The sequence below is a fragment of the Pseudoxanthobacter sp. M-2 genome, assembly GCF_046156265.1.
In the GTDB taxonomy this organism is placed as follows: domain Bacteria; phylum Pseudomonadota; class Alphaproteobacteria; order Rhizobiales; family Segnochrobactraceae; genus CAMDHY01.
On the sequence record NZ_JAWDIR010000043.1, the window covers coordinates 222487 to 247860 of the forward strand.

26 protein-coding genes and 1 riboswitch are annotated in these 25374 nt (G+C 70.6%); of the genes, 19 read left to right on the top strand and 7 right to left on the bottom strand.

The window, feature by feature from the left end; all coding sequences use genetic code 11:
• Window positions 1-23: 23 nt before the first annotated feature.
• The 7 genes from ctaD to RUR49_RS18690 all read left to right on the top strand — a co-directional run bounded on the left by ctaD (window position 24) and on the right by RUR49_RS18690 (window position 5689).
• Window positions 24-1625: a cytochrome c oxidase subunit I gene (gene ctaD, locus RUR49_RS18660; RefSeq protein ID WP_409147911.1), complete on the top strand. Its 1602-nt coding sequence runs from the start codon at window positions 24-26 to the stop codon at window positions 1623-1625.
• 171 nt (window positions 1626-1796) lie between these two features.
• Complete coding sequence (locus tag RUR49_RS18665) at window positions 1797-2750, top strand: heme o synthase (RefSeq protein ID WP_409147912.1); 954 nt, start codon at window positions 1797-1799, stop codon at window positions 2748-2750.
• Window positions 2747-2920 carry a hypothetical protein gene (locus RUR49_RS18670; protein WP_409147913.1) on the top strand — a complete coding sequence of 58 codons (174 nt, stop codon included), beginning with the start codon at window positions 2747-2749 and terminating at the stop codon, window positions 2918-2920. Before RUR49_RS18665 ends, RUR49_RS18670 begins: the two co-directional genes overlap by 4 nt.
• A gap of 13 nt (window positions 2921-2933) precedes the next feature.
• Window positions 2934-3539 (top strand): cytochrome c oxidase assembly protein, encoded by a 606-nt coding sequence (locus tag RUR49_RS18675; protein WP_409147914.1) that lies wholly within the window; start codon window positions 2934-2936, stop codon window positions 3537-3539.
• Window positions 3540-3595: 56 nt separating this feature from the next.
• Window positions 3596-4465 carry a cytochrome c oxidase subunit 3 gene (locus RUR49_RS18680; protein ID WP_409147915.1) on the top strand — a complete coding sequence of 290 codons (870 nt, stop codon included), beginning with the start codon at window positions 3596-3598 and terminating at the stop codon, window positions 4463-4465.
• A gap of 52 nt (window positions 4466-4517) precedes the next feature.
• Complete coding sequence (locus tag RUR49_RS18685) at window positions 4518-4916, top strand: DUF983 domain-containing protein (RefSeq protein ID WP_409147916.1); 399 nt, start codon at window positions 4518-4520, stop codon at window positions 4914-4916.
• Entirely contained in the window at window positions 4913-5689 is a 777-nt protein-coding gene (locus tag RUR49_RS18690; RefSeq protein WP_409147917.1) for an SURF1 family protein, read from the top strand. Before RUR49_RS18685 ends, RUR49_RS18690 begins: the two co-directional genes overlap by 4 nt.
• Before the next feature lie 36 nt (window positions 5690-5725).
• On the opposite strand, the gene RUR49_RS18695 is transcribed toward RUR49_RS18690, so the two are convergent.
• A complete protein-coding gene (locus RUR49_RS18695; RefSeq protein ID WP_409147918.1) occupies window positions 5726-6208 on the bottom strand; it encodes a peroxiredoxin in 483 nt (160 codons plus the stop codon).
• A gap of 139 nt (window positions 6209-6347) precedes the next feature.
• Window positions 6348-7172, bottom strand: a complete 825-nt coding sequence (locus RUR49_RS18700) for a protein-disulfide reductase DsbD domain-containing protein (RefSeq protein WP_409147919.1) — start codon at window positions 7170-7172, stop codon at window positions 6348-6350.
• Between the two features lie 208 nt (window positions 7173-7380).
• On the opposite strand from RUR49_RS18700, the gene RUR49_RS18705 reads away from it, so the two are divergent.
• The 5 genes from RUR49_RS18705 (at window position 7381) to RUR49_RS18725 (ending at window position 14393) form a co-directional block, all read left to right on the top strand.
• The gene (locus tag RUR49_RS18705) at window positions 7381-7974 is read left to right on the top strand and encodes a YqgE/AlgH family protein (protein WP_409147920.1); all 594 of its coding nucleotides are present in this window, start codon (window positions 7381-7383) and stop codon (window positions 7972-7974) included.
• A 149-nt stretch (window positions 7975-8123) separates the two neighbouring features.
• Window positions 8124-9530, top strand: a complete 1407-nt coding sequence (gene thrC / locus RUR49_RS18710; RefSeq protein WP_409147921.1) for a threonine synthase — start codon at window positions 8124-8126, stop codon at window positions 9528-9530.
• Between the two features lie 2 nt (window positions 9531-9532).
• The gene (locus tag RUR49_RS18715) at window positions 9533-10813 is read left to right on the top strand and encodes a M16 family metallopeptidase (protein WP_409147922.1); all 1281 of its coding nucleotides are present in this window, start codon (window positions 9533-9535) and stop codon (window positions 10811-10813) included.
• A gap of 17 nt (window positions 10814-10830) precedes the next feature.
• Window positions 10831-11481, top strand: a complete 651-nt coding sequence (locus tag RUR49_RS18720) for a GNAT family N-acetyltransferase (protein WP_409147923.1) — start codon at window positions 10831-10833, stop codon at window positions 11479-11481.
• A gap of 74 nt (window positions 11482-11555) precedes the next feature.
• Window positions 11556-14393 carry an EAL domain-containing protein gene (locus RUR49_RS18725; protein ID WP_409148130.1) on the top strand — a complete coding sequence of 946 codons (2838 nt, stop codon included), beginning with the start codon at window positions 11556-11558 and terminating at the stop codon, window positions 14391-14393.
• Window positions 14394-14414: 21 nt separating this feature from the next.
• Here RUR49_RS18725 and RUR49_RS18730 read toward each other — a convergent pair whose 3' ends face one another.
• Genes RUR49_RS18730 through ispH form a run of 4 tightly spaced genes read right to left on the bottom strand, consistent with a single transcriptional unit; the run spans window position 14415 to window position 17833 of the window.
• Window positions 14415-15341, bottom strand: a complete 927-nt coding sequence (locus tag RUR49_RS18730) for a diacylglycerol/lipid kinase family protein (protein ID WP_409147924.1) — start codon at window positions 15339-15341, stop codon at window positions 14415-14417.
• Window positions 15338-15880, bottom strand: a complete 543-nt coding sequence (gene rnhA / locus RUR49_RS18735; RefSeq protein ID WP_409147925.1) for a ribonuclease HI — start codon at window positions 15878-15880, stop codon at window positions 15338-15340. Before rnhA ends, RUR49_RS18730 begins: the two co-directional genes overlap by 4 nt.
• Window positions 15877-16842, bottom strand: coding sequence for a homoserine kinase (locus RUR49_RS18740; RefSeq protein WP_409147926.1), 966 nt, complete (start codon window positions 16840-16842; stop codon window positions 15877-15879). Before RUR49_RS18740 ends, rnhA begins: the two co-directional genes overlap by 4 nt.
• A gap of 13 nt (window positions 16843-16855) precedes the next feature.
• Entirely contained in the window at window positions 16856-17833 is a 978-nt protein-coding gene (gene ispH, locus RUR49_RS18745; protein ID WP_409147927.1) for a 4-hydroxy-3-methylbut-2-enyl diphosphate reductase, read from the bottom strand.
• 134 nt (window positions 17834-17967) lie between these two features.
• On the opposite strand from ispH, the gene RUR49_RS18750 reads away from it, so the two are divergent.
• The 7 genes from RUR49_RS18750 (at window position 17968) to gcvPB (ending at window position 24825) form a co-directional block, all read left to right on the top strand.
• Entirely contained in the window at window positions 17968-18606 is a 639-nt protein-coding gene (locus RUR49_RS18750; RefSeq protein WP_409147928.1) for a hypothetical protein, read from the top strand.
• A 47-nt stretch (window positions 18607-18653) separates the two neighbouring features.
• Window positions 18654-19331 carry a DUF930 domain-containing protein gene (locus RUR49_RS18755; protein WP_409147929.1) on the top strand — a complete coding sequence of 226 codons (678 nt, stop codon included), beginning with the start codon at window positions 18654-18656 and terminating at the stop codon, window positions 19329-19331.
• Window positions 19332-19489: 158 nt separating this feature from the next.
• Window positions 19490-19587: riboswitch (glycine riboswitch) on the top strand.
• Window positions 19588-19787: 200 nt separating this feature from the next.
• Window positions 19788-20954, top strand: coding sequence for a glycine cleavage system aminomethyltransferase GcvT (gene gcvT, locus RUR49_RS18760; protein WP_409147930.1), 1167 nt, complete (start codon window positions 19788-19790; stop codon window positions 20952-20954).
• Between the two features lie 42 nt (window positions 20955-20996).
• Window positions 20997-21362, top strand: coding sequence for a glycine cleavage system protein GcvH (gene gcvH / locus RUR49_RS18765; protein ID WP_409147931.1), 366 nt, complete (start codon window positions 20997-20999; stop codon window positions 21360-21362).
• An 11-nt stretch (window positions 21363-21373) separates the two neighbouring features.
• Window positions 21374-21841 carry an OsmC family protein gene (locus RUR49_RS18770; RefSeq protein ID WP_409147932.1) on the top strand — a complete coding sequence of 156 codons (468 nt, stop codon included), beginning with the start codon at window positions 21374-21376 and terminating at the stop codon, window positions 21839-21841.
• Window positions 21842-21910: 69 nt separating this feature from the next.
• Window positions 21911-23254 (top strand): aminomethyl-transferring glycine dehydrogenase subunit GcvPA, encoded by a 1344-nt coding sequence (gene gcvPA / locus RUR49_RS18775; RefSeq protein WP_409147933.1) that lies wholly within the window; start codon window positions 21911-21913, stop codon window positions 23252-23254.
• On the top strand, window positions 23254-24825 hold the full coding sequence (gcvPB, locus tag RUR49_RS18780) for an aminomethyl-transferring glycine dehydrogenase subunit GcvPB (RefSeq protein ID WP_409147934.1): 1572 nt from the start codon (window positions 23254-23256) through the stop codon (window positions 24823-24825). The genes gcvPA and gcvPB overlap by 1 nt, the downstream gene beginning before the upstream one ends.
• 61 nt (window positions 24826-24886) lie before the next feature.
• Here the strand turns inward: gcvPB and RUR49_RS18785 are convergent, their stop codons facing one another.
• Window positions 24887-25309, bottom strand: a complete 423-nt coding sequence (locus RUR49_RS18785; RefSeq protein ID WP_409147935.1) for a YciI family protein — start codon at window positions 25307-25309, stop codon at window positions 24887-24889.
• Window positions 25310-25374 lie beyond the last annotated feature (65 nt).

Here is a 25374-nt window from a genome sequence, read left to right on the forward strand (position 1 = left end):
AAGGCAACAGGGAGCCTGAAGACATGGCGAGCAGCGCGGCGCACGCGGGGGCACACGGCCACCCGACCGGATGGAAGCGCTACGTCTATTCGACGAACCACAAGGACATCGGCACGATGTACCTGATCTTCGCCATCATGGCGGGGATCGTCGGTGGCTTCCTGTCGATCGGCATCCGCATGGAGCTCCAGGAGCCCGGGATGCAGATCTTCACCAACCCGTGGACATTCAACATGTTCACGACGGCGCACGGCCTCATCATGATCTTCTTCATGGTCATGCCGGCGCTGATCGGCGGCTACGCCAACTGGTTCGTGCCGATCATGATCGGTGCGCCTGACATGGCGTTCCCGCGCATGAACAACATCTCGTTCTGGCTGCTGCCGCCGGCCTTCCTGCTCCTGGTGCTGTCGATGTTCGTCGAGGGCGGCCCGGGCTCGCACGGCGTCGGAGGCGGCTGGACGATCTATCCGCCGCTGTCGGGTTCGCTCGGCACGCCCGGACCGGCGATGGACTTCGCCATCCTGGCACTGCATCTCGCCGGCGCGTCGTCGATCCTCGGCGCCATCAACTTCATCACCACCATCCTGAATATGCGTGCCCCGGGCATGACGCTGCACAAGATGCCGCTGTTCCCGTGGTCGGTGCTGGTGACGGCGTTCCTGCTGCTCTTGTCGCTGCCGGTGCTCGCCGGCGCCATCACGATGCTGCTCACCGACCGCAACTTCGGCACGACCTTCTTCGAGCCGTCGGGCGGTGGTGACCCGATCCTGTTCCAGCACCTGTTCTGGTTCTTCGGCCACCCCGAGGTGTACATCCTGATCCTGCCGGGCTTCGGCATCGTCAGCCACATCATCTCGACCTTCGCGCGCAAGCCCGTGTTCGGCTACATCGGCATGGCCTACGCGATGGTGGCGATCGGCGTCGTCGGCTTCATCGTCTGGGCCCACCACATGTTCACGGTCGGCCTGTCGGCCGACACCCAGGCCTACTTCGTGTTCGCGACGATGGTGATCGCGGTGCCGACGGGCGTGAAGATCTTCTCGTGGATCGCCACGATGTGGGGCGGCTCGATCGACTTCCGCACGCCGATGCTGTGGGCGGTGGGCTTCATCTTCCTGTTCACCGTCGGTGGCGTCACCGGCGTGCAGCTCTCCAACGCCGGTCTCGACCGGGCGCTGCACGACACCTACTACGTCGTCGCCCACTTCCATTACGTGCTGTCGCTCGGCGCGGTCTTCGCGATCTTCGGTGCCTGGTACTACTGGTTCCCGAAGATGAGCGGCTACATGTACAACGAGACGATCGGCAAGGTGCACTTCTGGATCACCTTCGTCGCCGTCAACCTGGTGTTCTTCCCGCAGCACTTCCTGGGGCTCGCCGGGATGCCGCGCCGCTACGTCGACTATCCGGATGCCTATGCCGGCTGGAACTACGTGTCGTCGATGGGCTCCTACCTGTCGGCCTTCGCGGTGTTCATCTTCCTCTACGGTGTCTTCGAGGCCTTCGCGAAGAAGCGGGTCGCCGGCGACAATCCGTGGGGCCCGGGTGCGACGACGCTGGAGTGGACCCTGTCCTCGCCGCCGCCGTTCCACCAGTTCGAGGTTCTGCCGCGCATCAAGTGAGGCGCTGACGCTCGGACGCGGGGGCCGGAGCCCGGGGACGCGATCCCCGCTCCGGCCCCCGCACCGCACTCTCGACCGCCACCAGAGGCGGCTCCGCGCCCAGCGCGGCATCTGGAACGAGACGAATGAAATGCCCGGGGGGACGGGCCGGACAGGACAGGACTTGAGAGCGTGAGCGACGTCGGCTCGATCAACGAGCGCTACGAGACGGGCGAGGGCGTCGGCGACGCCTCGGTCGGCGATTTCTGGGCGCTGCTGAAGCCGCGGGTGATGTCGCTCGTGATCTTCACGGCGCTGGTCGGGCTCGTGCTCGCGCCGGGCAACCTGCACCCCGTGCTCGCCGTCACCGCGCTGATGTGCATCGCCATCGGTGCCGGCGCCTCGGGCGCGCTCAACATGTGGTACGACGCCGACATCGACGCGATGATGTCGCGCACGGCGAAGCGGCCGGTTCCGGCCGGGCGCGTGACGCCGGGCGAGGCGCTCGGCTTCGGCCTGGTGCTGTCGGTCGGCTCGGTGCTGATCCTCGGCCTGTTCGTCGACTGGCTGGCGGCGTCGCTGCTCGCCTTCACGATCTTCTTCTACGCCGTCGTCTACACGATGTGGCTGAAGCGCTCGACGCCGCAGAACATCGTCATCGGCGGGGCCGCCGGGGCGCTGCCGCCGGTGATCGCCTGGGCGGCGGTGACGGGCCGCGTCGACCTCGCTCCCTTGTCGCTGTTCCTGCTGATTTTCCTGTGGACGCCGCCGCACTTCTGGGCGCTCGCCGTCCTGAAGACGCGCGACTACGCCCGCGCCGGCGTGCCGATGCTGCCGGTCGTCGCCGGCGAGCGCTCGACGCGCTGGCAGATCCTCATCTATTCGGCGCTGCTGGTGCCGGCCGGCGTGCTGCCGGCGGTCTGCGGCATCGCCGGCGTGCCCTATGTGATCGTCTCGCTTGTGCTCGGCCTCGCCTTCGTCTGGTTCGCGGTGGCGATCGTGCGCGCTGTCGACCAGCCGGCGCTCGCCAAGGCGTGCGGACGGCTGTTCGGCTACTCGATCCTTTACCTGTTCGCGATGTTCGCGATGCTGCTCGTCGAGCGGGCGGCCGGGGTGTCGCCGCTGCCGGCGATGATCGGCGGATGAGCGGCATCATGGTGGATGACAAGGACGGCGTCCGGCTGACGGAGCAGCAGCGGCGCAGGCGGCGGTCACGCTCGATCGCGATCGCCCTCGTGCTGGCGGCGCTCGTGGTGCTGTTCTACGTGGTGACCATCGTGAAGCTCGGTCCGGGCATCCTCGACCGGCCGATGTGAGAGGGAGACCGACGTGGCGACGGGTGAAGCAGAGCGGCGAAAGGGTGGGGCGAACCTGCGGGTTGCGGCCTACTGCCTGACGTTCGCGGGTGTCATGGCCGGGGCCGCCTACGCTGCGGTGCCGCTCTATGACCTGTTCTGCAAGGTGACCGGCTACGGCGGCACGACGCAGCGCGTCGAATCGGCGGCGGTGACGCCGATCGACCGGATGGTGACGGTGCGCTTCGACGCCAACGTGCGCTCCGGCCTGCCGTGGTCGTTCACGCCGCTGCAGCGCCAGGTGACGCTGCGCGTCGGCGAGGTGGCCGAGATCGCCTACGTGGTCGAGAACCTCTCCGACCAGGAGACCGTCGGCACCTCGACCTTCAACGTCACCCCGATGTCGACGGGTGCCTACTTCAACAAGATCACCTGCTTCTGCTTCACAGAGCAGCGGCTGAAGCCGGGCGAGCGCCTGGAAATGCCGGTCGTCTTCTATGTCGACCCGGCGATCGCCGACGAGCCGGAGCTCGATTCGGTGAAGGAGATCACGCTGTCCTACTCGTTCTTCCCGGTGAAGGAGCCGTCCCGCCCGGTGGCGGCGGCGCCTCAGCCGGAGACGGACCAGGGCAGTCTCTGAGCAACGGACGGAACGGGCGGCCGCACACTCGGGCGGCCGGGATCGAGGAAGAGACGATGGCCGAGGCGCATTCCAAACACCACGACTACCACCTCGTGAATCCGAGCCCGTGGCCGGTGATCGGCTCGATCGGCGCCTTCATCATGGCGCTCGGCGGCATCGGGCTCATGCGCTACCTGAAGGGCGAGGAGCTCGTGCTCCTCGGCATCCCCTTCCACAGCTGGTGGGTGTTCGCGGTCGGCACCCTCATCGTCCTCTACACGATGGCGATGTGGTGGCACGACGTCATCAAGGAGGGCCAGGAGGGCCATCACACGCGGGTGGTCGACCTGCACCTGCGCTACGGGATGATCTTCTTCATCGCCTCCGAGGTGATGTTCTTCGTCGCCTGGTTCTGGGCCTATTTCGACGTCGCGCTGTTCCCGAACGAGCTGATCCAGTTCCAGCGCGTCGAGGTGACGGGTGGCGAGTGGCCGCCGCAGGGCATCGAGACCTTCGACCCCTGGCACCTGCCGCTCCTCAACACGCTGATCCTTTTGACCTCCGGCACGACCGTGACGTGGGCGCACCATGCGCTGCTGCACAACGACCGCCAGGGCCTGAAGTGGGGGCTGCTGCTGACCGTCGTGCTCGGCGTGCTGTTCACCGCCTGCCAGGCCTACGAGTACAGCCACGCCGCCTTCGGCTTCTCGGGCTCGATCTACGGCTCGACGTTCTACATGGCGACCGGCTTCCACGGCTTCCACGTCATCGTCGGAACGATCTTCCTGTTCATCTGCCTGCTCAGGGCGATGGCCGGGCAGTTCACGCCGAAGGCGCACTTCGGCTTCGAGGCGGCGGCCTGGTACTGGCACTTCGTCGACGTGGTCTGGCTGTTCCTGTTCGCCTGCATCTACGTCTGGGGTGCCGGCCACAGCGCCCACTGACCTCTGACCGGCGGGGAGGGCGGTCGCCGCCCTCCATCCGCGGACGGACACGATGACCGAACCGGCCCGGCCGACCCCGTCGGCCGATGACTATCCCCCGCAGTCGGCCTTCTCGGTCGGCCTGTCGGGACGGTGCCCGCGCTGCGGGCAGGGCCGCCTCTTCGACGGCTTCCTGACGACGGCGCCGCGCTGCCGGGCCTGCGGCCTCGACTACGACTTCGCCGATTCGGGCGACGGGCCGGCCGTGTTCATCATGATGTTCGTCGGCTTCCTGATCGTCGGCGCGGCGCTCGTCGTCGAACTGAAGTTCGAGCCTCCGATCTGGGTGCACATGATCGTCTGGCTGCCGCTGACGGCCATCGTCGCGCTGGCGCTGCTGCGGCCGATGAAGGGGCTGATGATCGCGCTGCAGTACGTCAACAAGGCGCGCGAAGGCCGGATCGAGCCATGAGCGGGACGGCGGGCGGGACGGCGGGCGCAGCGCCTGTCTGGCGCCGGCTCTGGCTGCCGACCGTGCTGGCGCTCGCGGCCGGAGCGGTGCTGGTCTCCCTCGGGCTCTGGCAGCTCGAGCGGCTCGCCTGGAAGACGGCGCTCATCGAGGCGGCCACCTCGCGCCCGGAGGCGCCGCCGGTGGCGCCGCCCGCGCCGGCGACCTGGGACGGCCTCGACTGGGACGAGGCCGACCTCACGCGGCTCGCCGTTCCCGGGCGGTTCCTGCCGGGAGAAGCCTTCGTCTACACGGTGCTGTCCGACGCCCGCGGTCCGCTCTCCGGCCCGGGTCTCTGGGTAATGGCGCCCTTCGAGACGACGGAGGGCTGGGTGGTGCTGGTCAATCGCGGCTTCGTGCCGACCGGCATGGATGGTGCCGCCCCGGTGGTGCCGCCGCCGCCCACGGGCGAGATCGTGCTCGACGGGCTGCTGCGACGGCCGGACCCGCCGGGGATGTTCACCCCGGACCCCAGCCCGCAGAAGAAGCTCTGGTTCGTGCGCGACGCGGCGGAGATGGCGCCGGCGTTCTCGCTGCCGGCGGACACGCGGCTCGCACCGTTTACGCTCGATGCGGCGGCTTCGACGACACCGCCCGGTGGCGTGCCGCAGGCGGGGGAGACGCGACGCGTCTATACCAACAGCCACCTGCAATATGCGCTGACCTGGTTCGGCCTGGCGGCGGCGCTCGCCGGGGTCTGGCTGGTCTTCGTCCTCGGCCGGCTGCGCCGCCGCTGAGGGCGGCGGCGCCTTCGTTTCGTCTGGAAGCGATTGTCAGAGCGCGGCGAGGACCGCCGCGGCGCCGGAGACGCTGACGCCCGGGGCCTCCTCGATGTTGAGGACATCGACGACGCCGTCCTTCACCACCATGGCGTAGCGCTTCGAGCGCAGGCCCATGCCGAAGCCCGAGGCGTCCATCACGAGGTCGACCTTGCGGGCGAAGTCGCCGCTGCCGTCGGCGAGGAAGACGATCTTGCCGTCGCCGCCGGTGGCCTTCGCCCAGGCGTCCATGACGAAGACGTCGTTGACGGAGACGACGGCGATCTCGTCGACGCCCTTCGCCTTGATGGCGTCGACGTTCTCCAGGAAGCCCGGCAGGTGGTTGCGGTGGCAGGTGGGGGTGAAGGCGCCGGGGACGGCGAACAGCACCACCGTCTTGCCGGAGAACAGCGCGTCCGTGCTGACCTCCTTCGGGCCCTCGGCAGTCATCGTCTTGAAGGTGGCTTCGGGAAGCTTCTCACCGACCTGGATCGTCATCGCCCCGTCTCCTCGTGATGTGGGATCGCGCCGGCGCGGCCGGCCCGCGATATCGAACGGCGCGCTGCCGCCGAGCCTCGCCGGCAGCGCCTGTCGTCGGCGCACAGATAGGCCATCGCCGGGAGAGCGTCGAGCGCGCTCAGTCGAGCTTCACGACCCGCTCGACCGCCCGGTCGCCGGCGACGAGGGTGAAGCGGACGCGGCCCTTCGCGGGACCGTGCGGGTCGAGGGCGACGCGCCACTGCGGGTGGGCGGGGTCGGTGGTCTCGACGCGCACCGGCAGGCGCGGGAAGGCCTCGCCGGGACCTTCCGCGAAGAGGTCCGCCTCGGTGCCGCCTTCGGGGACGGCTGCGGTGACGAGGAGGACGTGCGGGTCGTCGGTGCGGACCACGGTGACGTCGAAGCCATCGGCCGGTGCGGCCGGCACCTGCACCATCGCGGCGGCGAAGAGGGCGGCGGCGGCGGGGTCGGCGCGGGTCGCCTGCGACACCATCAGCCGCGCCGTTGCCGACGCCGGCACGCAGAGTTCCTTGCAGGCGCCGTAGAGGATGCGGGCGTCGACCATCACCGGCAGCGCCGGGTCCTCGGGCTTCAGGTGGACGGGCAGTACCACCGAGCCGCCGTAGCCGATCGAGGTCGAGCCGCCGTCGATGAAGCGACGGGGGGCGGGGAAGTCGATCGTCGCGCCGGCAAGGTTGCTCGAACCGGAAAGGTCGATCTCCGGCGGCAGTCCGGCGTCGCCGGGGTGGCGCCAGTAGGTCTTCCAGCCGTCCTCGAGGGCGATCTCGATGCCCATCGACAGGGTGCCGTCGGCCGCCGGCGGGCCGCCGGGGGCGATCAGCCGCAGCTTCGCCCCGGTCGCCTCGCTCCACGGCGAGGTGGCGGCGAGGCCGTCGGCGACGGCGGTGGCGGCGAGGCCGAGCGCCAGCAGGAGGCGCAGGGCGAACGAGGGCACGGTCGGCATGGTGTCGGCGACCTCTGGACGGGGGGATGGTCCGGCGACAGCCTAGTCGGCTGCGCGGGCTGCGGTACAGCCCCACGGCATGAGGGCCATCGCCGCGGTCAGGTGCGGCGCCGCGCCGGCGCGATTCCCGGCCGGCGTTCTCGACGACCCGCCGGCTTGGGCATACACTCGCACGTGGCGGGGAGCTGAGCAGGGCGGAGGCGACGGCTTGAGCTCGACGGCGCGGAGCTTTCTAGACGGGCAGATCCTGATCGCGATGCCCTGGATGTCCGACGAGCGGTTTGCGCGCTCGCTGATCTACCTGTGCGCTCACTCTGCCGATGGCGCCATGGGCATCGTCCTCAACCAGCTGGTCAGCCACGTCTCGTTCCCCGAGCTGCTGGTGCAGCTCGACGTCATCCCGGCGAGCCAGCAGATCCGGCTGCCGTCGCCGGCGCGGGCGATGAAGGTGCATCGCGGCGGGCCGGTGGAGACCGGGCGCGGCTTCGTGCTGCACTCGGCCGACTTCTACATCGAGAACTCCACCCTGCCGATCGACGAGGGCATCTGCCTGACGGCGACCCTCGAGATCCTGCAGGCGATCGCCAAGGGGACCGGGCCGGCGCAGGCGCTGCTCGCGCTGGGCTATGCCGGCTGGGCGCCGGGGCAGCTCGAGAACGAGATCCAGCACAATGGCTGGCTGACCGTGCCGGCCGACGAGGAGCTGATCTTCGGACCGGAGCTCGAGCAGAAATACGACCGCGCCTTCCAGAAGCTCGGTGTCCATCCCGGCTGGCTGTCGCCGGACGTCGGGCACGCCTGATCACCGATCCGTGGCTGCGACGGAGCGTGCCCGCTGCCGGCGGCCGTACCGTTCTTGCCGCCCTTCGGGGCGATCGATAGGATCGCCGCCGGTTTCAGCGGCCGCGTCAGCGCGGACAACGGCTGCGAATACGGGAGGAAGCGCCGGCTTTGCGTTATGTCAGCACCCGCGGGAGGGCGCCCGCGCTCGGCTTCGTCGACGTCCTGCTCGCCGGGCTCGCCCGCGACGGTGGCCTCTACGTGCCTGAGACGTGGCCCCGCATCGAAGCGCACGAGATCGCCGCGCTCGCCGGCCGCCCCTATCACGAGGTCGCCTTCGACATCATCCGCCGCTTCACCGGTGGTGAAATCACCGATTCCGATCTCAGTGCGATGACCGAAGCGGCCTACGAAGGCTTCGGCCATCCCGCGGTCACGCCGATCACGCAACTCGCCCCCGGCCACTTCCTCTGCGAGCTCCACCACGGCCCGACGCTCGCCTTCAAGGACGTGGCGATGCAGCTCATCGCCCGCCTGATGGACCACGCGCTGGCGGCGCGCGGGGCGCGGGCGACGATCGTCGGCGCCACCTCCGGCGACACCGGTGCGGCGGCGATCGAGGCGTTCCGCGGGCGGCAGGCGGTGGACGTGGTGATCCTGTTCCCGGACGGCCGCGTCTCCCCGGTACAGCGCCGGCAGATGACGACGGCGGCGGACGACAACGTCCATGCGCTCGCCGTCGCCGGCACCTTCGACGACTGCCAGTCGATCGTGAAGGCGCTGTTCAACGACCACCGCTTCCGTGACAGGGTCGCGCTCGCCGGCATCAACTCGATCAACTGGGCGCGCATCGTCGCGCAGGTGGTTTACTACTTCGTCGCCGCGGTGGCGCTCGGTTCGCCGCATCGCAAGGTCTCGTTCGCGGTGCCGACCGGCAACTTCGGCGACGTCTTCGCCGGCTGGGTGGCGCAGAAGATGGGCCTGCCGGTTGAGACGCTGGCGGTGGCGACCAACGTCAACGACATCCTGGTGCGGACGCTGGAGACCGGCCGCTACGAGGTGCGCGGCGTGACGGCGACTCAGTCGCCCTCGATGGACATCCAGGTGTCGTCCAATTTCGAACGGCTGCTGTTCGAGGCGACCGGCCGTGATGCCGAGGCGGTGGCGCGGATGATGGAGGGGCTCGGCCAGAGTGGCGCCTTCACCGTGCCGCCCGGCGCGCTCGCCGAGATTCGTGGCCTGTTCGTCGCCGGCCGCACCGACGAGGCGGCGACGGCGGCGACGATCGCCGACGTGCACGCGCGCTGCGGCCTGCTGCTCGACCCCCACACGGCAGTGGCGGTGGCAGTTGCGGAGGATCACATTCGCGACGGCGTGCCGATGGTGACGCTGGCGACGGCGCACCCGGCGAAGTTCCCCGATGCGGTGGAGGCGGCGACGGGTCTCCGGCCGGCCTTGCCGGAGCGGCTCGCCGATCTGATGGACAGGCCCGAGCGCGTGACGACGGTCGCGGCGGACGTCGGCGCGGTCGCCGCGCTCGTCGCCGCCCGCTCGCGCGCCGTGGCGGCGGAGGCGTAACGATGAGCGTTGAGACCACCCGCCTCGACAACGGGCTCCTCGTCGCCACCGAGTCGATGCCGCACATCGAGAGCGCCGCCATCGGCGTCTGGGTCGGCGCCGGCTCGCGCTCGGAGCGCGAGGGTGAGCACGGCATCTCGCACCTGCTCGAGCATATGGCCTTCAAGGGCACGAAGCGCCGGACGGCGCGCCAGATCGCCGAGGAGATCGAGGCGGTCGGCGGCGAGCTCAACGCCGCCACCAGCGTCGAGAACACCTACTACTACGCCCGCGTGCTCGGCGACGACGTGGCGCTCGCCGCCGACATCCTCGGCGACATCCTGCTCGAATCGGAGTTCGACCCGGAGGAGCTGAAGCGCGAGCAACACGTCATCGTGCAGGAGATCGGCGCCGCCGACGACACGCCGGACGACAAGGTCTTCGACCTGTTCCAGGGCGCGGCGTGGCCCGAGCAGCCGATCGGCAAGCCCATCCTCGGAACCGTGGACACGGTGCGCGGCTTCGGTGCGCCGGCGCTGCGCGCCTATCTCGGCAGCCACTACCGGGCGCCGCAGATGGTGCTGTCGGCGGCAGGCGCCCTCGACCACGCGACCGTGGTGGCGCTGGCAGAGGAGAAGCTCGCCGCACTGCCGACCTCGGGGGGACCCGACGACCCGCCGGCGCGCTATTTCGGCGGCGAGCGCCGCGAGGAGCGCGACCTGCAGGAGACGCAGATCGTGCTCGGCTTCGAGGGCCGGCGCTATGGCTCCGACGACTACTACGCCGCGCAGCTGCTCGCCTCGGTGCTCGGCGGCGGCATGTCCTCGCGGCTGTTCCAGGAGATCCGCGAAAGCCGCGGCCTCTGCTACTCGATCTACGCCTTCCACTGGGGCTTCACCGATACCGGCCTGATGGGCGTCCACGTCGCTACTGGCGAGGGCGACGTGCCCGAGCTCGTCGACGTGCTGACAGCCGAGCTCGCCAAGGCGGCCGGCGCCATCACCGACGCGGAGGTGGACCGGTCCCGGGCGCAGATGCGCGCCGGGCTGCTGATGTCGCGCGAGAGCGCCGCCTCGCGGGCGAGCCAGATGGCTCGTCAGATCCTCGTCTACGGCCGGCCGCTGACGATGCAGGAGATCCTGTCGCGCATCGACGCCGTCGCGGTCGCCGACGTGCGGCGGGTCGCCGAGGAGCTGATCCGCGGCACGCCGCCGACGCTCGCCGCGATCGGTCCGCTCGATGGGCTCGAAGGGCTCAGCGACATCGCCGGCCGGCTCGGCACCGGCGTCGCGGCGCTCGCCTGAACGGACGGGGAGCGGCGATGTTCCTGCGCGGCGTCGCTCTCAGGGAAACGGGGCCGGTGATCCGGGGCGCCGGCATCCACATGCGGACGCCAACGATGGCCGATTATCCGGCCTGGGCGGCGCTGCGCGAGGAGAGCCGGACCTTCCTCGCCCCGTGGGAGCCGAGCTGGGCGGCCGACGAACTGACCCGCGCCGCCTTCCGCCGCCGGCTGAAGCGCTACGCCCGCGATATCCGCGACGACGTCGGCTACCCGTTCCTGGTGTTCCGCGAGGCGGACGGGGCGCTGCTCGGCGGGCTGACGCTCGCCTATGTGCGCCGCGGCGTCACCCAATCGTGTTCGCTCGGCTACTGGATGGGCGCACAGCACGCTGGCCGGGGGATCATGACGGCAGCGGTGAAGGCGGTGCTGCCGTTCGCCTTCGGCACGCTGCGCCTGCACCGGGTGGAGGCGGCGTGCCTGCCCTCCAACGCCGCCTCGATCCGCCTCCTCGAAAAGGTCGGATTCCGGCGTGAGGGCTATGCGCGCCGCTATCTCTGCATCAATGGCGACTGGCGGGACCACCTCCTCTTCGCGCTCGTTTCCGACGATGTGCGGGAGGGACTGCCCGCCCCCCTGGCCGCCGACGCGGGCTGGCCCGTGCTTGTGGAGGCGGGCTCCAGCCGGTAGGTAGCGTCGACGTCCCTCCTGGAGGCCAGCTCTTGTCCGTCCTGAACCGGTTCGTCGCCCTGCTCGTGCTGGCGATGGCCACGCTCTGCAGCCAGGCCGCATCCGCCGCCGAGGCGGTGCCGGTGCCGGGCGACGTGCGGGCGATCGACCTGACGCGCAGCCTCGACTACTACCGGAACCTCCAGGATCGCGTCGCTGTCTCCACCGCACCGGGGCCGGACGGCATCGTCCGCCGCATCGAGGTCCGCTCGATCGACGGCACGCCCGCCTACTGGGGTGTGGTGGCGCTCTCCAATCCCGGCGACGAGCAGATCGACCGGTTGCTGGTGTCGCCGTTCTACCGGCTGTCGCGGTCGAAGCTGATCTGGCCGGACCTCGGGTCGAGCCGCATCGTGGCGGTGACGCCGAGCCAGGGCATCGCGCCGGAACGCCTGCCGAGCCGTGATGCCGACGTCTTCCGCATCACCCTCGATCCGGGCGCCGTCGTTACCTACGTGATGGAGCTGCGAGCCCCCAGGCTGCCGCAGCTGACGCTGTGGGAACCGGACGCCTACCGCAACAGCGTCAACGCCTACACCCTCTACAAGGGCATTGTGCTCGGCATCGCCGGCCTGCTCGCGGTGTTCCTGACCATCGTCTTCGTGGTGAAAGGGACGGTGCTGTTTCCCGCCACCGCCGCGCTCGCCTGGGCGGTGCTCGCCTTCATCATGATCGATTTCTACTTCCTCGATGACGTCCTGCAGATCAACGTCTCGGAAGACAGGTTCTACAGAGCTGCATCGGAGGTGATGCTCGCCGTCACGATGCTGGTGTTCCTCTACGCCTACCTCAATCTCGGGCGATGGCACGTCAGATACAGCCACGCCCTGATCGGCCTCATCATCCTGCTCGCGGCGCTGCTGGCGGTGGCCTTCGCCGAGCCACGCGTCGCCGCCGGCATTGCCCGCGCTTCGCTCGCGGTGATCGGCGGCATCGGCCTGATCCTGATCGGCGTGCTGGCGGTGAAGGGCTCCGACCGCGCGGTAATGCTCATCCCGACGTGGGCGCTGTTCGTCGCCTGGCTCGTCGGGGCGGGGCAGGCGATCACCGGCGGTATCGTCAACGACATCGTCCAGCCGGCGCTGTCCGGCGGCCTCGTGCTGATCGTGCTCCTGATCGGCTTCACCGTGCTGCAGCACGCCTTCGCCGGCGGCTCGGTGATTCAGGGACCGGTGAGCGACGTCGAGCGGGCGGCGCTGGCGCTGACCGGTTCGGGCGACCCGATCTGGGATTGGGACATCGACCGCGACCGCATCCACACGAGCCGCTCGATCGAGCGGCAGCTCGGGCTCGACGCTGGCAAGCTGCAGGGCTCGGCGGTGAACTGGCTCGAGGTGCTGCACCCGCAGGACGGCGACCGCTTCCGCCTGTTGCTCGATGCCGTCGTCGAGCAGCGCCGCGGCCGGCTGTCGGAGGTGTTCCGATTGCGGGCGGCGGACGGGCATTTCCGCTGGTTCCACCTGCGGGCACGGCCGATCGTCGGCGCCGACGGCTCGGTGGTGCGCTGCATCGGCACGCTGCTCGACGTCACCGACATCAAGGGCGTCGAGGAGCGGCTGCTGCACGATGCCATCCACGACAACCTCACCGGCCTGCCGAACCGCGAGCTCGCCGTCGACCGGCTGGAGATCGCGCTCAACCGCGCCCGTCACGAGGCGGCGGCGCGGCCGATCGTGGTGGCGCTCGGCATCGACAACTTCCACATGGTCAACGAGGCGCACGGGCCCTCGATCGGCGACTCGGCGCTGCTGACGGTGGCGCGCCGCCTGCAGCGGCTGATGAAGCCGCTCGACACGCTCGCGCGCGTCGGCGGCGACACGTTTGCGATCGTCGTCCTCTCCGAGCGCGACCCGGCCCGGGTCGCCGCGCTCGCCGACGAGATCCGCCGCCAGGTGCGCACCGCCATCGCCTTCGGCGACCACGAAATCTCGCTCACCGTGTCGATCGGCATCGCCTCGGCGGAGCCGGGCTCGCGCTCGGCGGCGGAGCTGCTATCGGACGCCGAACTGGCGATGGTGCACGCCAAGCGCCTCGGCGGCGACCGCTCGGCGACGTTCACGCCGGTGCTGCGGCGGCTCGCCGGCGAACTCGCCTCCCTCGAGACCGACCTCGGGCGGGCGATCGCCGAGAACGAGATCCGCATCGAGTGCATCCCGGTCCACAGCCTGAAGGACCGGACGATCGCCGGCTTCGAGCTGCTCGCCCGCTGGGACCATCCGCGGCGCGGCCGCATCGATCCGCAGGCGACGATGCACCTCGCCGAGCGCGGCGGGCTGATCAACGAGCTGACGCTGTTCGCGATCGAGCGCTCGGCGAAGCTCCTGTCGGAGTGGCAGGAGCTGTCGCCGCGCGACAAGCCGCTGTTCGGCTGGATCAACCTGCCGGCCGTCGGCGTGATGAACAACGAGCTCATCGCCGACGTGAAGGCGGCGCTGGCGCGCACCGAGCTTGCGCCGGGAACGCTCTTGATCGGCGTGACGGAAGGGGCGGTGACCGAGAACCCGGAGCTGTCGGCGATGGTGCAGCGCCGCCTGCACGAGCTCGGCGCCGGCCTCGCCCTCGACGAGATCGGGGCCGAGTGGTCGGCCGTCGGCGTGCTGAGCGGGCTCGCCGCCGACGCGGTGCGGATCCGGCCGGCGCGCTTCCGCGCCACCGAGACCGCCACCAAGGCGACGATGCTGAAGACCGTGGTGGCGTTGTCGCACGGTCTCGGCGCGCGGGTGCTGGCGAGCGGGCTCGAGGCGGAGACCGATGCCGCCGAGGCGGCGGAGGCCGCCTGCGACTACGGCCAGGGCCGGCACTTCGGCGTCGCCGTCAATGTCGATGCCGTGCGCCGGCTGCTCGGGCGGCCGCTGCAGAAGACCGGGACCTGACGGAAACGGCCGCGGCCGCTTTCAGGGAACCACCACCTCGATCGGGCGGACGGCGCGGGCGATCTCCACCGGAACGGTGCCGAAGGTGTCGCCGTCGATCTGGCACGGCACCGGGCCGTCCGAGGCGAGCGTGCAGCTGGTGATCTCGCGCATGACCATGCCGCTGCCGGTGCCGAAGCGGCCGGCGAGGAGGGCGAGCCCCATCCGCGCCACCGCCACGGGATCGTCGCGGGTGATGGCGAAGAGGTAGAGCTCCGGCCGCGAGGGCGAGGCCTGCGGGCAGACAATGAACGGCCCGCCATAGCGCGAGACCTTCAGCACCACCGCCATCCGGCAGACGAGGCGCTCGCCGCCGACCGTGACGACGACGTCGGCGGAGCGCGGGGCGAAGGCGCGGCGCAGCGCCGTCCAGGCATAGGCGATCCGGCCGCAGCGCCGCTTCATCGTCAGCGGCACTGTGTGGACCACCGCGGCATCGAAGCCGGCCGAGACCATCAGCACGAAGGGGCGGCCGTTGGCGAGCCCGTAGTAGAGCGGCCGCGTCCGCCGCCGGCCGATGACACCGGCGAGCGCCGTCGCCGCGAACGGCAGGCGCAACTCGTGCGCCAGCACGTTCGCGGTGCCGAAGGGCACGACGGCGAGTGCCGGCGGCTTCGCGACCTTCTCGAAGCCCGAGATCGCCTCGTTCACCGAGCCGTCGCCGCCGGCGACGACGATCGTTCCGACCGCCGGGTCGGGACGGCCGCAGATGTCCTCGATCTCGCCGGCGCGACTGGTGAGGTGGACGGTGACGGGGATGCCGCGCCGGGTCAGCTCGGCAGCGAGCGTGTCGAGCGTCTCGCGGCGGAAGCCACCGGCCGTCGGGTTGGCCAGCACCAGCACGCCCGAGCGGTCCGGGCTCCCCGACGGCACCGAGAGGGAGCCTTCGAGGTCGGCCGGCGCGGTCACTTCGCCGGTCCGCCGGCGGCGCCGGCCGCGCCGGCGCGGACGTCGGCGATGCCCTGCCGCGCGAGGGCGTCGGCGCGCTCGTTGTCGGGGTTGCCGGCGTGGCCGCGCACCCAGTGCCAGACGACGTCGTGTTCCTTGCGGGCGGCGTCGAGGCGCTGCCAGAGGTCGGCGTTCTTTACCGGCTTGCGGTCGGCGGTCTTCCAGCCGTTGCGCTTCCAGTTGTCGATCCACGAGAGGATGCCGTTGCGGACATATTCGCTGTCGGTGACGAGGTCGACGGCGACGCGGCGCTTCAGGCTTTCGAGCGCCATCGCCGCGGCGGTGAGCTCCATGCGGTTGTTGGTGGTGAGCGTCTCGCCGCCGTAGAGCTCGCGCTCGCGGCCGTTCCAGCGCAGCACGACGCCCCAGCCGCCGGGGCCGGGATTGCCGGAACAGGCGCCGTCGGTGTAGGCGACGACGCGGCCGTTCTCGGCGGAGACGACGGGCGGCGGTGCCTCGGCGGCCTTCTTGGCGCGGGGGCGGGGGGCTGGGCGCTTCACGAATCGACCCCGTAGCCGCCGAGGTCGGCGACCTGCTGGTGGAAGCGCAGCTTGTGCAGGTACTCCATCGGGTCCTTCGGCGTGACCAGCGCACCGGGGGGCACGCGCAGCCAGTCGTGCAGGCGCGTCAGCAGGAAGCGGAGCGCCGCGCCACGGGCGAGCACCGGGATCGCGGCGGCCTCCTCGGCCGACAGCGGCCGCACCGAGCGGTAGGCCGCGATGAGGGCGCGGGCCTTGGTGACGTTGAACGAGCGATCCGGCTCGAAGCACCAGGCGTTGAGGCAGATCGCGACGTCGTAGGCGAGCGCGTCGGTGCAGGCGAAATAGAAGTCGATGATCCCGGACAGCCGGGTGCCGAGGAAGAAGGCGTTGTCGGGGAAGAGGTCGGCGTGGATGACGCCGCGCGGCAGTGCCTGCGGCCAGGTGGCAGCGAGGGCGGCGAGGGCGGCGTCGATCTCGGCGGCGAGGCCGGGGCTGACTTCGTCGGCCCTTTCGCGCGAGCGCTCGAACAGCGGCCGCCAGGCGGGCTGGCCGAGGGCGTTCGGCCGCTCCATCGAAAAATCGACGCCGGCGGCGTGGAAGCGGGCGAGGCCGGCGCCCAGCGCCGCGCAGTGCTCGACCGAGGGCCGTCGCGGCCAGACGCCGTCGAGGAAGGTGATGATCGCCGCCGGCCGGCCGGCGAGCGTGCCGAGGCAGTCGCCGGCGCGGCTCGCCACCGGCGTCGGGCAGGCGACGCCGCGCCCGGCGAGATGGCGCATCAGGGCAATGAAGAAGGGCAGGTCGGCCGGGTCGACGCGCTTCTCGTAGAGGGTGAGGATATAGCGGCCGCGGGTGGTGTGGAGCAGGAAGTTCGAGTTCTCGACGCCCTCGGCGATGCCCTTGAAGGACGTCGGCTCGCCGATGTCGTAGGCGGCGAGGAAGCCCGCCAGGTCCTCGTCGGAAACCTCGGTGTAGACGGCCATCGGCGGGGCGGTCCTACTCCGCCGCGCTCTGGCGCAGCTCGCGCGGCAGGTTGAAGGCCACGGTCTCCTCGGCGGTGCGGACACTCTCGAGGTGGATTTCGTAGCGTTCAGCGAAGGCTGCGATGACTTCCTCGACCAGCACTTCCGGTGCGGACGCGCCCGCCGTCAGGCCGAGGCGGGCAATCGGGCCGATCGCGGACCAGTCGAGTTCGGCGGCCCGCTGTACCAGGAACGACCGTGGGCAGCCGGCGCGCTCGGCGACCTCGCGCAGGCGCTGCGAGTTCGAGGAGTTGGGGGCGCCGACGACGACCATGGCGTCGACCTGGCCGGCCACCGCCTTCACCGCCTCCTGGCGGTTGGTGGTGGCGTAGCAGATGTCGTCCTTGTGCGGCGGCACGATCGCCGGGAAGCGCTTCTCCAGCGCCGCGACGATCTCGCGGGTGTCGTCAACCGACAGGGTCGTCTGGGTGATCCAGGCGAGGGCCGCCGGGTCCTGCGGCACGAACCTCTCGGCGTCGGCGACGGTCTCGACCAGCGAAACGGCGCCGGGCGGCAGCTGGCCCATCGTGCCGACCACTTCCGGGTGGCCGGCGTGGCCGATGAGCACGACCTCGCGGCCCTTGCGATGCTGGATCTCGGCCTCGCGGTGGACCTTGGAGACCAGCGGGCAGGTGGCGTCGAGATAGAGGAGGCGGCGGTCGCGCGCCGCCGCCGGCACCGCCTTCGGCACGCCGTGGGCGGAGAAGATCACCGGCTGGCCGGTCTCGGGGATCTCGTCGAGTTCCTCGACGAAGACCGCGCCCTTTGCCTTCAGCGCATCGACGACGAATCGGTTGTGGACGATCTCGTGGCGGACGTAGACAGGGGCTCCGTAGCGCTCGATCGCCAGCTCGACGATCTGCACGGCCCGGTCGACGCCGGCGCAGAAACCGCGAGGCGCGCACAACAGGACGTCGAGGCGCGGAAGGGGCTGGTTTTGATCGCTGCGCATGGGCTCGTTCGCGCGGCCGGCCTTGGTGCCGCCCCGCTTTCCGCAATAGAAGTAGCGGGTCGCCGGGTGTCAAGCGCGCGGGGGCGCGACGAAACGAGGCCCGCGACGGTGACGGGCGACGAGGAGAGGTCGACTTGACGGCGCACGCTTTGGCTCAGTTCGCACGGCGCATCGCTCCGGCGGCGGTGCTCGCCACCCTCGGGGTGGGTCTCGCCGGGTGCTTCGGCAACACCGAGCCGGGCGCCGCCTCGGCGAGTTCGCCGCTCGGCCAGTTCCTGCGCGGCTCCGTGCAGGAGCCGCAGGAGGTGGATCCGAACCTTTACAAGACGATCGTCCGCTGCCCGCCGGTGACGAAGCGCGAGGGCACCCAGACGCACGTCATCTTCAAGGGTGGCAAGCCGGGCGACCCGAACGCCGTCGGCTTCCAGGCGACGCTGACGGAGACGGCGCGCGAATGCGCGCTGGAGGGCGACAACATCCGCATCCGCGTCGGTGTCGGCGGCCGGGTTCTGGCCGGCCGCAAGGGCGGCGGCGGAGAGATGTCGCTGCCGGTCCGCATCGTCGTGGTGAAGGACGGCGAGACGCCGGTCTATTCGAAGCTGCACACGGTCAGGACGACGCTGACGCCGCCCGAGGCGTCGGTGAGCTGGGCCTTCGTCGACAGCGATGTAGTGGTGCCCAATGTCGGCGTGCTGCGCATCCTCGTCGGCTTCGACGACGGCGGCAAGGGCGGCAAGCCGCAGGACGGCGTCGTCACGGTCGACGTTCAGTAGGCCACAGCCCTCGGCCCCGTTGGCGAGCGGCCGTGGATCGTGCAGCGATGCGATCGCCTTTTCGATGGGCGATCGCGGCGTCTGTCGCTTTTCATGCCGCGGTTGCGGTGCTGGTGTCTGTGCTGCCGCAGGGCGTGCAAATGAATGTCCCACGTCAGCGTGGGATCGAGGTGGAAATCGTCGAGATCCGGCGCGCCCCGCTGCCATCGCCCGATGCTGGTCGCCAGCCGGCGTCCCGGAACGCGCTGGCGCATCCTCCGGTCGTCGAACCGGACCCTGCCGAACCTACGAGCATTGATCCTGCGGCGGATGACGACGGCCCGGGGGACATGGTCCGCGCCGACCACCTGATGTCCTCGGACGTGCTCGCCGATCCACGCAGCCGCGCGGCGCGGGTGGCGCTCGCCGGATTCGGCACCGCGGACCAGATGGTGCAGCTCTGCGGCATCGAGGCGATGGAGCAGGTGCACGCCTGGGACGCACGCTTCGAGCCGGACAGCGTCGTCGCCTACGCGATGGCGGAGACGAAGATCAGCGCCCACGCGGTGGTTGCCGAAGGCGGTGCGATCAGGAGCGGGAAGCAATGGTTCAACATCGAATATCGCTGCGAGCTCGCGCCTGACCTGACCCGGGTCGTGGCGTTCGCATTTCGGCTCGGCGAAGCGATCCCCCGCAGCGGATGGGAAGAGCACAATCTTCCCGACGGGGCGGAGCCGCTCGAATAGCGGAGCATGCCCGGTCAGGGCGACTGCCTCTTCAGGCGCGGCGAGACGCGCCGGGTGTCGCAATTGACAGCCTCGATCGACCGATCCATGGTCCCGATCGGACGGGCGCTCGTTACCGCCTGTCTGGGACTTGCCGTCCCGTCCGCCGCAAGGCGGCAGTGACGCGCGCGGGAGAGTTCGGCGGAGCGCAAGCCCCGCCGGCGCCGAAGGAGCAACCGCCCCGGAAACTCTCAGGCGAATGGACCGCGCGCCGAACGTGACGCTCTGGAAAGCAGCCGGCGGGCCAGTGCCCGGCGGCTCACCGACGGAGTAACCGGCTCCCTCAGCGGCCCCTCCCAGGCCGCGACCGAGCCGGGAAATCTCTCAGGTTCCTGCGACAGAGGGGGCTGATTCGACCTTTGGCTCCGGCATTCGCCGGGGTCGAGGTGGAATCGCCCTCGAAGCGCAGGACCGAGCATGACCAATCCTTCCGTCAACACGGACGTGACCGAGCCGTCGGCGTCCGATGCGCCGCTGCACTCGACGCCGCTCCTCGACGCGCACCGGGCGCTGGGCGCCCGCATGGTGCCGTTCGCCGGCTACCTGATGCCGGTGCAGTACGCCGACGGCATCCTCGCCGAGCATGTCTGGACGCGCACCCACGCCGGGCTGTTCGACGTTTCCCACATGGGCCAGGCGATCGTTGCCGGCCCCGACCATGCGACCACGGCCGCCGCCCTCGAGCGGCTGGTGCCCGGCGACATCGCCGGCCTCGCGCCCGGCCGCATCCGCTACACCCAGCTCCTCACCGCCGAAGGCGGCATCGTCGATGACCTGATGGTGACGCGGCCGGCCGACGCGGCCGAGGATGGGCGACTGTTCCTCGTCGTCAACGCCTCGCGGAAGGAGGGCGACTTCGCCCTCATCTCCGAAGGCCTGCCGGCGGGAATCACCCTGACGCCGCTGCCCGAGAAGGCGCTGCTCGCCCTGCAGGGGCCCGAGGCAGCGGCCGTCATGCGGCGGCTGTCGCCGACGGCCGACGACCTCGCCTTCATGGCTGGCGGGCCGGCCACCGTCGCCGGCTTCGACTGCCACGTCTCGCGCTCCGGCTACACCGGCGAGGACGGCTTCGAGATCTCCGTGGCTTCCGTTGATGCGGTGGCGCTGTGGCAGGCGCTGCTCGCCGATCCGGCGGTGAAGCCGATCGGCCTCGGCGCCCGCGATTCGCTGCGGCTGGAGGCCGGCCTCTGCCTCTACGGCCACGATATCGACGAGACGACGAGCCCCGTCGAGGCGGCGCTCGTCTGGTCGATCGGCAAGCGGCGGCGGGAGGAGGGCGGCTTTCCGGGCGACGCCCGCATCCGCCGCGAGCTCACTGAGGGCCCATCCCGCAAGCGCGTCGGCCTGAAGCCCGAGGGGCGGGCGCCCGCGCGCGAGGGCGCCGAGATTCATGCGGACGGCCGACAGGTCGGCCACGTCACCTCGGGCGGCTTCGGGCCGACCGTCGGCGGCCCGGTGGCGATGGGATACGTCGAAACCGCCTTCGCCGCCCCCGGCACCGAGCTTTCGCTGATCGTGCGCGGCAAGCCGCTGCCGGCCCGCGTCGTCACGCTGCCGTTCGTGCCCGCCCGCTACAAGCGCTGAGCCCTTTCCCGTCCCTGCTTCCGTCGAGACCGAGGACCGCCCATGAGCACCCACTACACCAAGGACCACGAGTGGATCCGCGTCGACGGCGACGTCGCCACCATCGGCATCACCGCCTACGCCCAGGAGCAGCTGGGCGACGTGGTGTTCGTCGAGCTGCCTGAGGTCGGCAAGGTCGTCGCGGCCGGCGCCGAGGCGGCGGTGGTCGAATCGGTAAAGGCGGCGAGCGACGTGTTCGCGCCGGTGGCCGGCACCGTCGTCGAGGTCAACGCCGCGCTGCCGGACGCGCCGGAGACGGTGAACAGCGACCCCGAGGGGGCCGGCTGGTTCATGAAGATCAAGCTCGACGGCACGCCGTCCGACCTGATGGATCGCGCCGCCTACGACGCCTATCTCGCGACCCTTTGAGGACGAGGATCATGGCACACGAGTATTTCGCGACGGTGGCCTGGGACCGCAACGGCCAGACCTTTCCCGGCAACGCCTACTCCCGCGCCCACGTCTGGCGTTTCGACGGCGGCGTCGAGGTGCCGGCCTCGGCCTCGCCGCTCGTGCTGCCGCCGCCGCTGTCGAAGCTCGACGCGGTCGATCCCGAGGAGGCGCTGACGGCCGCCACGTCCAGCTGCCACATGCTGTTCTTCCTGGCGATGGCCTCGAAGAAGGGCTTCATCGTCGACTCCTACGAGGACGAGGCGGTGGCGACGATGGGCAAGGCGCCGAACGGGCGCACCGGCGTGGTCGCGATCAAGCTCCGGCCGCGCATCGTCTTCTCCGGCGCCAAGCGGCCGACCGACGAGGACATCCTGGCGCTGCACCATGCGGCCCACGAGGCTTGCTACATCGCCAATTCCCTGACCGCCGAGATCACCGTCGAGGACCGCGCCTGACGTGAGGCGCGCAGCCCGCTCGGCTGCGCGCTGCCGCCGCGACCCGTTCAACCAGGACTGACGCTTCCCATGCGCTACCATCCCCTGACCGACCACGACCGCGCCCACATGCGCGCGACGATCGGCGTCGGCGCCGTCGACGAACTGTTTTCCGACGTGCCGCGCGACAAGCTGCTCTCCGGGCTCCTCGATCTGCCGAGGACGAAGAGCGAGATGGAGGTCGAACGGCTGATGGGGCGGATGGCGGCGAAGAACGTCGCCGCCGGCTCGGTGCCGTTCTTTGTCGGGGCGGGGGCCTACCGCCACCACGTGCCGGCGAGCGTCGACCACCTGATCCAGCGATCGGAGTTCCTCACCTCCTACACGCCCTACCAGCCCGAGATCGCCCAGGGCACGCTGCAGGTGCTGTTCGAGTTCCAGAGCCAAGTGGGGCGCCTCACCGGCATGGAGGTCGCGAACGCCGGCATGTACGACGGCTCCACCGGCTGCGGCGAGGCGGTGCTGATGGCGCACCGGCTGACGCGGCGGAACAAGGCGGTGCTGTCGGGCTCGCTGCACCCGCAGTACCGCGCCGTCGTCGAGACGCTCGGGCGGATGGCGGGCGACACCGTCGAGGCGCTGCCGCCGGACCCGGAGGCGACGGAGGACATCCTCGCCCGCATCGATGGAGACACAGCCTGCGTCGTCGTGCAGTCGCCGTCGGTCTACGGGCACCTGATCGACCTCGCGCCGATCGCGGCGAAGGCGCACGCCGTCGGCGCGCTGCTCGTCGCCGTGGTGACCGAGGTGGTGGCGCTCGGCGCCATCGAGCCGCCAGGCGCTCAAGGGGCAGACATTGTCGTCGGCGAGGGCCAGTCCCTCGGCAATCCGCTCGGTTTCGGAGGGCCTTATGTCGGGCTCTTCGCGACGCGCGAGAAGTTCATCCGCCAGCTGCCGGGGCGTCTCTGCGGCGAGACGGTCGACGCCGACGGCAAGCGCGGCTTCGTGCTGACGCTGTCGACGCGCGAGCAGCACATCCGCCGCGACAAGGCGACGTCGAACATCTGCACGAGCTCGGGCCTGTGCGCGCTCGCCTTCTCGATCCACGCGACGCTGCTGGGCGAGGCGGGGCTGACGCGGCTCGCCGCGATCAACCACGCGAGTGCGGCGGCGACCGCCGATGCGCTGGCTGCCGTGCCGGGGGTGACGGTGCTGAACGACACCTTCTTCAACGAGTTCACGGTGCGCCTGCCGGGCGACGCCGCCGCGATCGTCGAGAAGCTGGCCGCGAAGGGGATCATCGCCGGCGTACCGGTGTCGCGCCTCGAGCCCGGACGCCCCGAACTCGCCGATCTCCTGCTCGTCGCCGCCACCGAGACCACGACCGACGACGACCGCGCCGCCTTCGCCGCGGCGCTTGCCGAGGTGCTGTGATGATGAACACCCAGGGACGCCCGACCCGCCCGGCCGAGGCCGAGGCCGACACCCCGGTCGCGACCTTCACCGGCAACCGCGGCCTGCAGATCGAGGAAGCGCTGATCTTCGAGATCGGCCGGCCCGACGTCACCGGCGTCGACCTGCCGCCGGCACCGAAAGCTGCGAGCCGCCTCGGCAAACACGCCCGCCGCGCGCCGCTCGGACTGCCGGGCCTGACCGAGCCGGAAGCTGTCCGCCACTATGTGCGGCTGTCGCGGCAGAACTACGCGATCGACCTCGGCCTCTATCCGCTCGGCTCGTGCACGATGAAGCACAATCCGCGGCTGAACGAGGCGATGGTGCGGCTTGCGGGCTTCGCCGACATCCACCCGCTGCAGCCGCTGTCGACGGTGAAGGGCGCCGTCGAGCTGATGCAGGAGCTGTCGCACTGGCTCATCGAGATGACCGGCATGGCCGCGGTCGCGCTGTCGCCGAAGGCGGGCGCGCACGGCGAGCTCTGCGGCATGATGGCGATCAAGGCGGCGCTGGCGGCGCGCGGCGAGAGCCGCTCGATCGTGCTGGTGCCGGAGTCCGCGCACGGCACGAACCCCGCGACCGCCGCCCAGCTCGGCTACAAGGTGGTGCCGGTGCCGGCGCGGGAGGACGGCACCGTCGATCCGGCCGCTGTGAAGGCGCTGCTGTCGCCGGACGTCGCGGCGATCATGCTGACCAACCCGAACACCTGCGGCCTGTTCGAGCGCGACATCGTCGAGATCGCCGAGGCGGTGCACGCGGCGGGCGCGTTCTTCTACGGCGACGGGGCGAACTTCAACGCCATCGTCGGCAAGGTGCGGCCGGGCGACCTCGGCGTCGACGCCATGCACATCAACCTGCACAAGACCTTCTCGACGCCGCATGGCGGCGGTGGCCCGGGGTCCGGACCGGTGGTGCTGTCGGCTGCGCTCGCGCCATTCGCACCGCTGCCGTTCATCCGGCTGGAGGGCGGCGAGCCGGTGCTCATCGAGACGGAGGAGGGGCTCGCCGAGGGCGAGACGCCGTTCGGCCGGCTCACGGCCTTCCACGGTCAGATGGGCATGTACGTCCGCGCGCTCGCCTACATGCTGGCGCACGGCGCCGACGGGCTCCGGCAGGCCTCAGAAGACGCGGTGCTGTCGGCCAACTACGTCAAGGCGCGGCTCTCCGACCTGTTCAACGCCCCCTATGGCGGCCGGCCGTGCATGCACGAGGTGCTGTTCGACGATTCGTCGCTGGAAGGGACGGGGGTCTCCACCCTCGACTTCGCCAAGGCGATGATCGACGAGGGCTACCACCCGATGACGATGTACTTCCCGCTGGTGGTGCACGGGGCGATGCTGATCGAGCCGACGGAGTCGGAATCGCTCGCGAGCCTCGATCTGTTCATCGCGACGTTGCGCGACCTCGCGATGGCGGCGAAGGCAGGCGACACCGAGCGCTTCCGCCAGGCGCCGCGGCTCGCCCCGCGCCGCCGCCTCGACGAGACGCGGGCGGCGCGATCGCCGCGGCTGTCGTGGAAGGACCCGGTGCCGGCGGCGGAGGCGGCGGAGTAGCCCCGCCGCACCGGTCCGGACGCCGCATCCGGGACGCGAGCCGGCCGCACCCCGGAGGGGGTCAGTGGCCGGCGAGCTTGTCGCGCATCGCGGCCTCCTGGGCGGCGAGTTCGGGCGTGAAGGTCTCGCCGAAGTCGGACGCCTCGTAGAAGGGGCGGATCTCGATCTCGCTCGGGCCGGGCATCGGGTTGGGGCAGCGCTTCACCCAGGCGACGGCCTCGTCCATGTCGGCGACGTTCCAGATCCAGAAGCCGGCGACGAGCTCCTTCGTCTCGGCGAAGGGGCCGTCGATGACGGTGCGGCTCGTTCCGTCGAAGGCGATGCGTTTGCCGTTGGACGAGGGCTTCAGGCCGTCGCCGCTGACCATGATGCCGGCCTCGATCAGCTGTTCGTTGAACGCGTGCATCGCCTCGAACATCTCGGTCTCGGGCATCAGGCCGGCTTCGCTATCGGCCGTCGCCTTCACCATCACCATCACACGCATCACTTTTCCTCCTGACTCGGCACGGGCGTCGCGCCCATGCCCCTCTTAGACGAAGAACCAAGCGG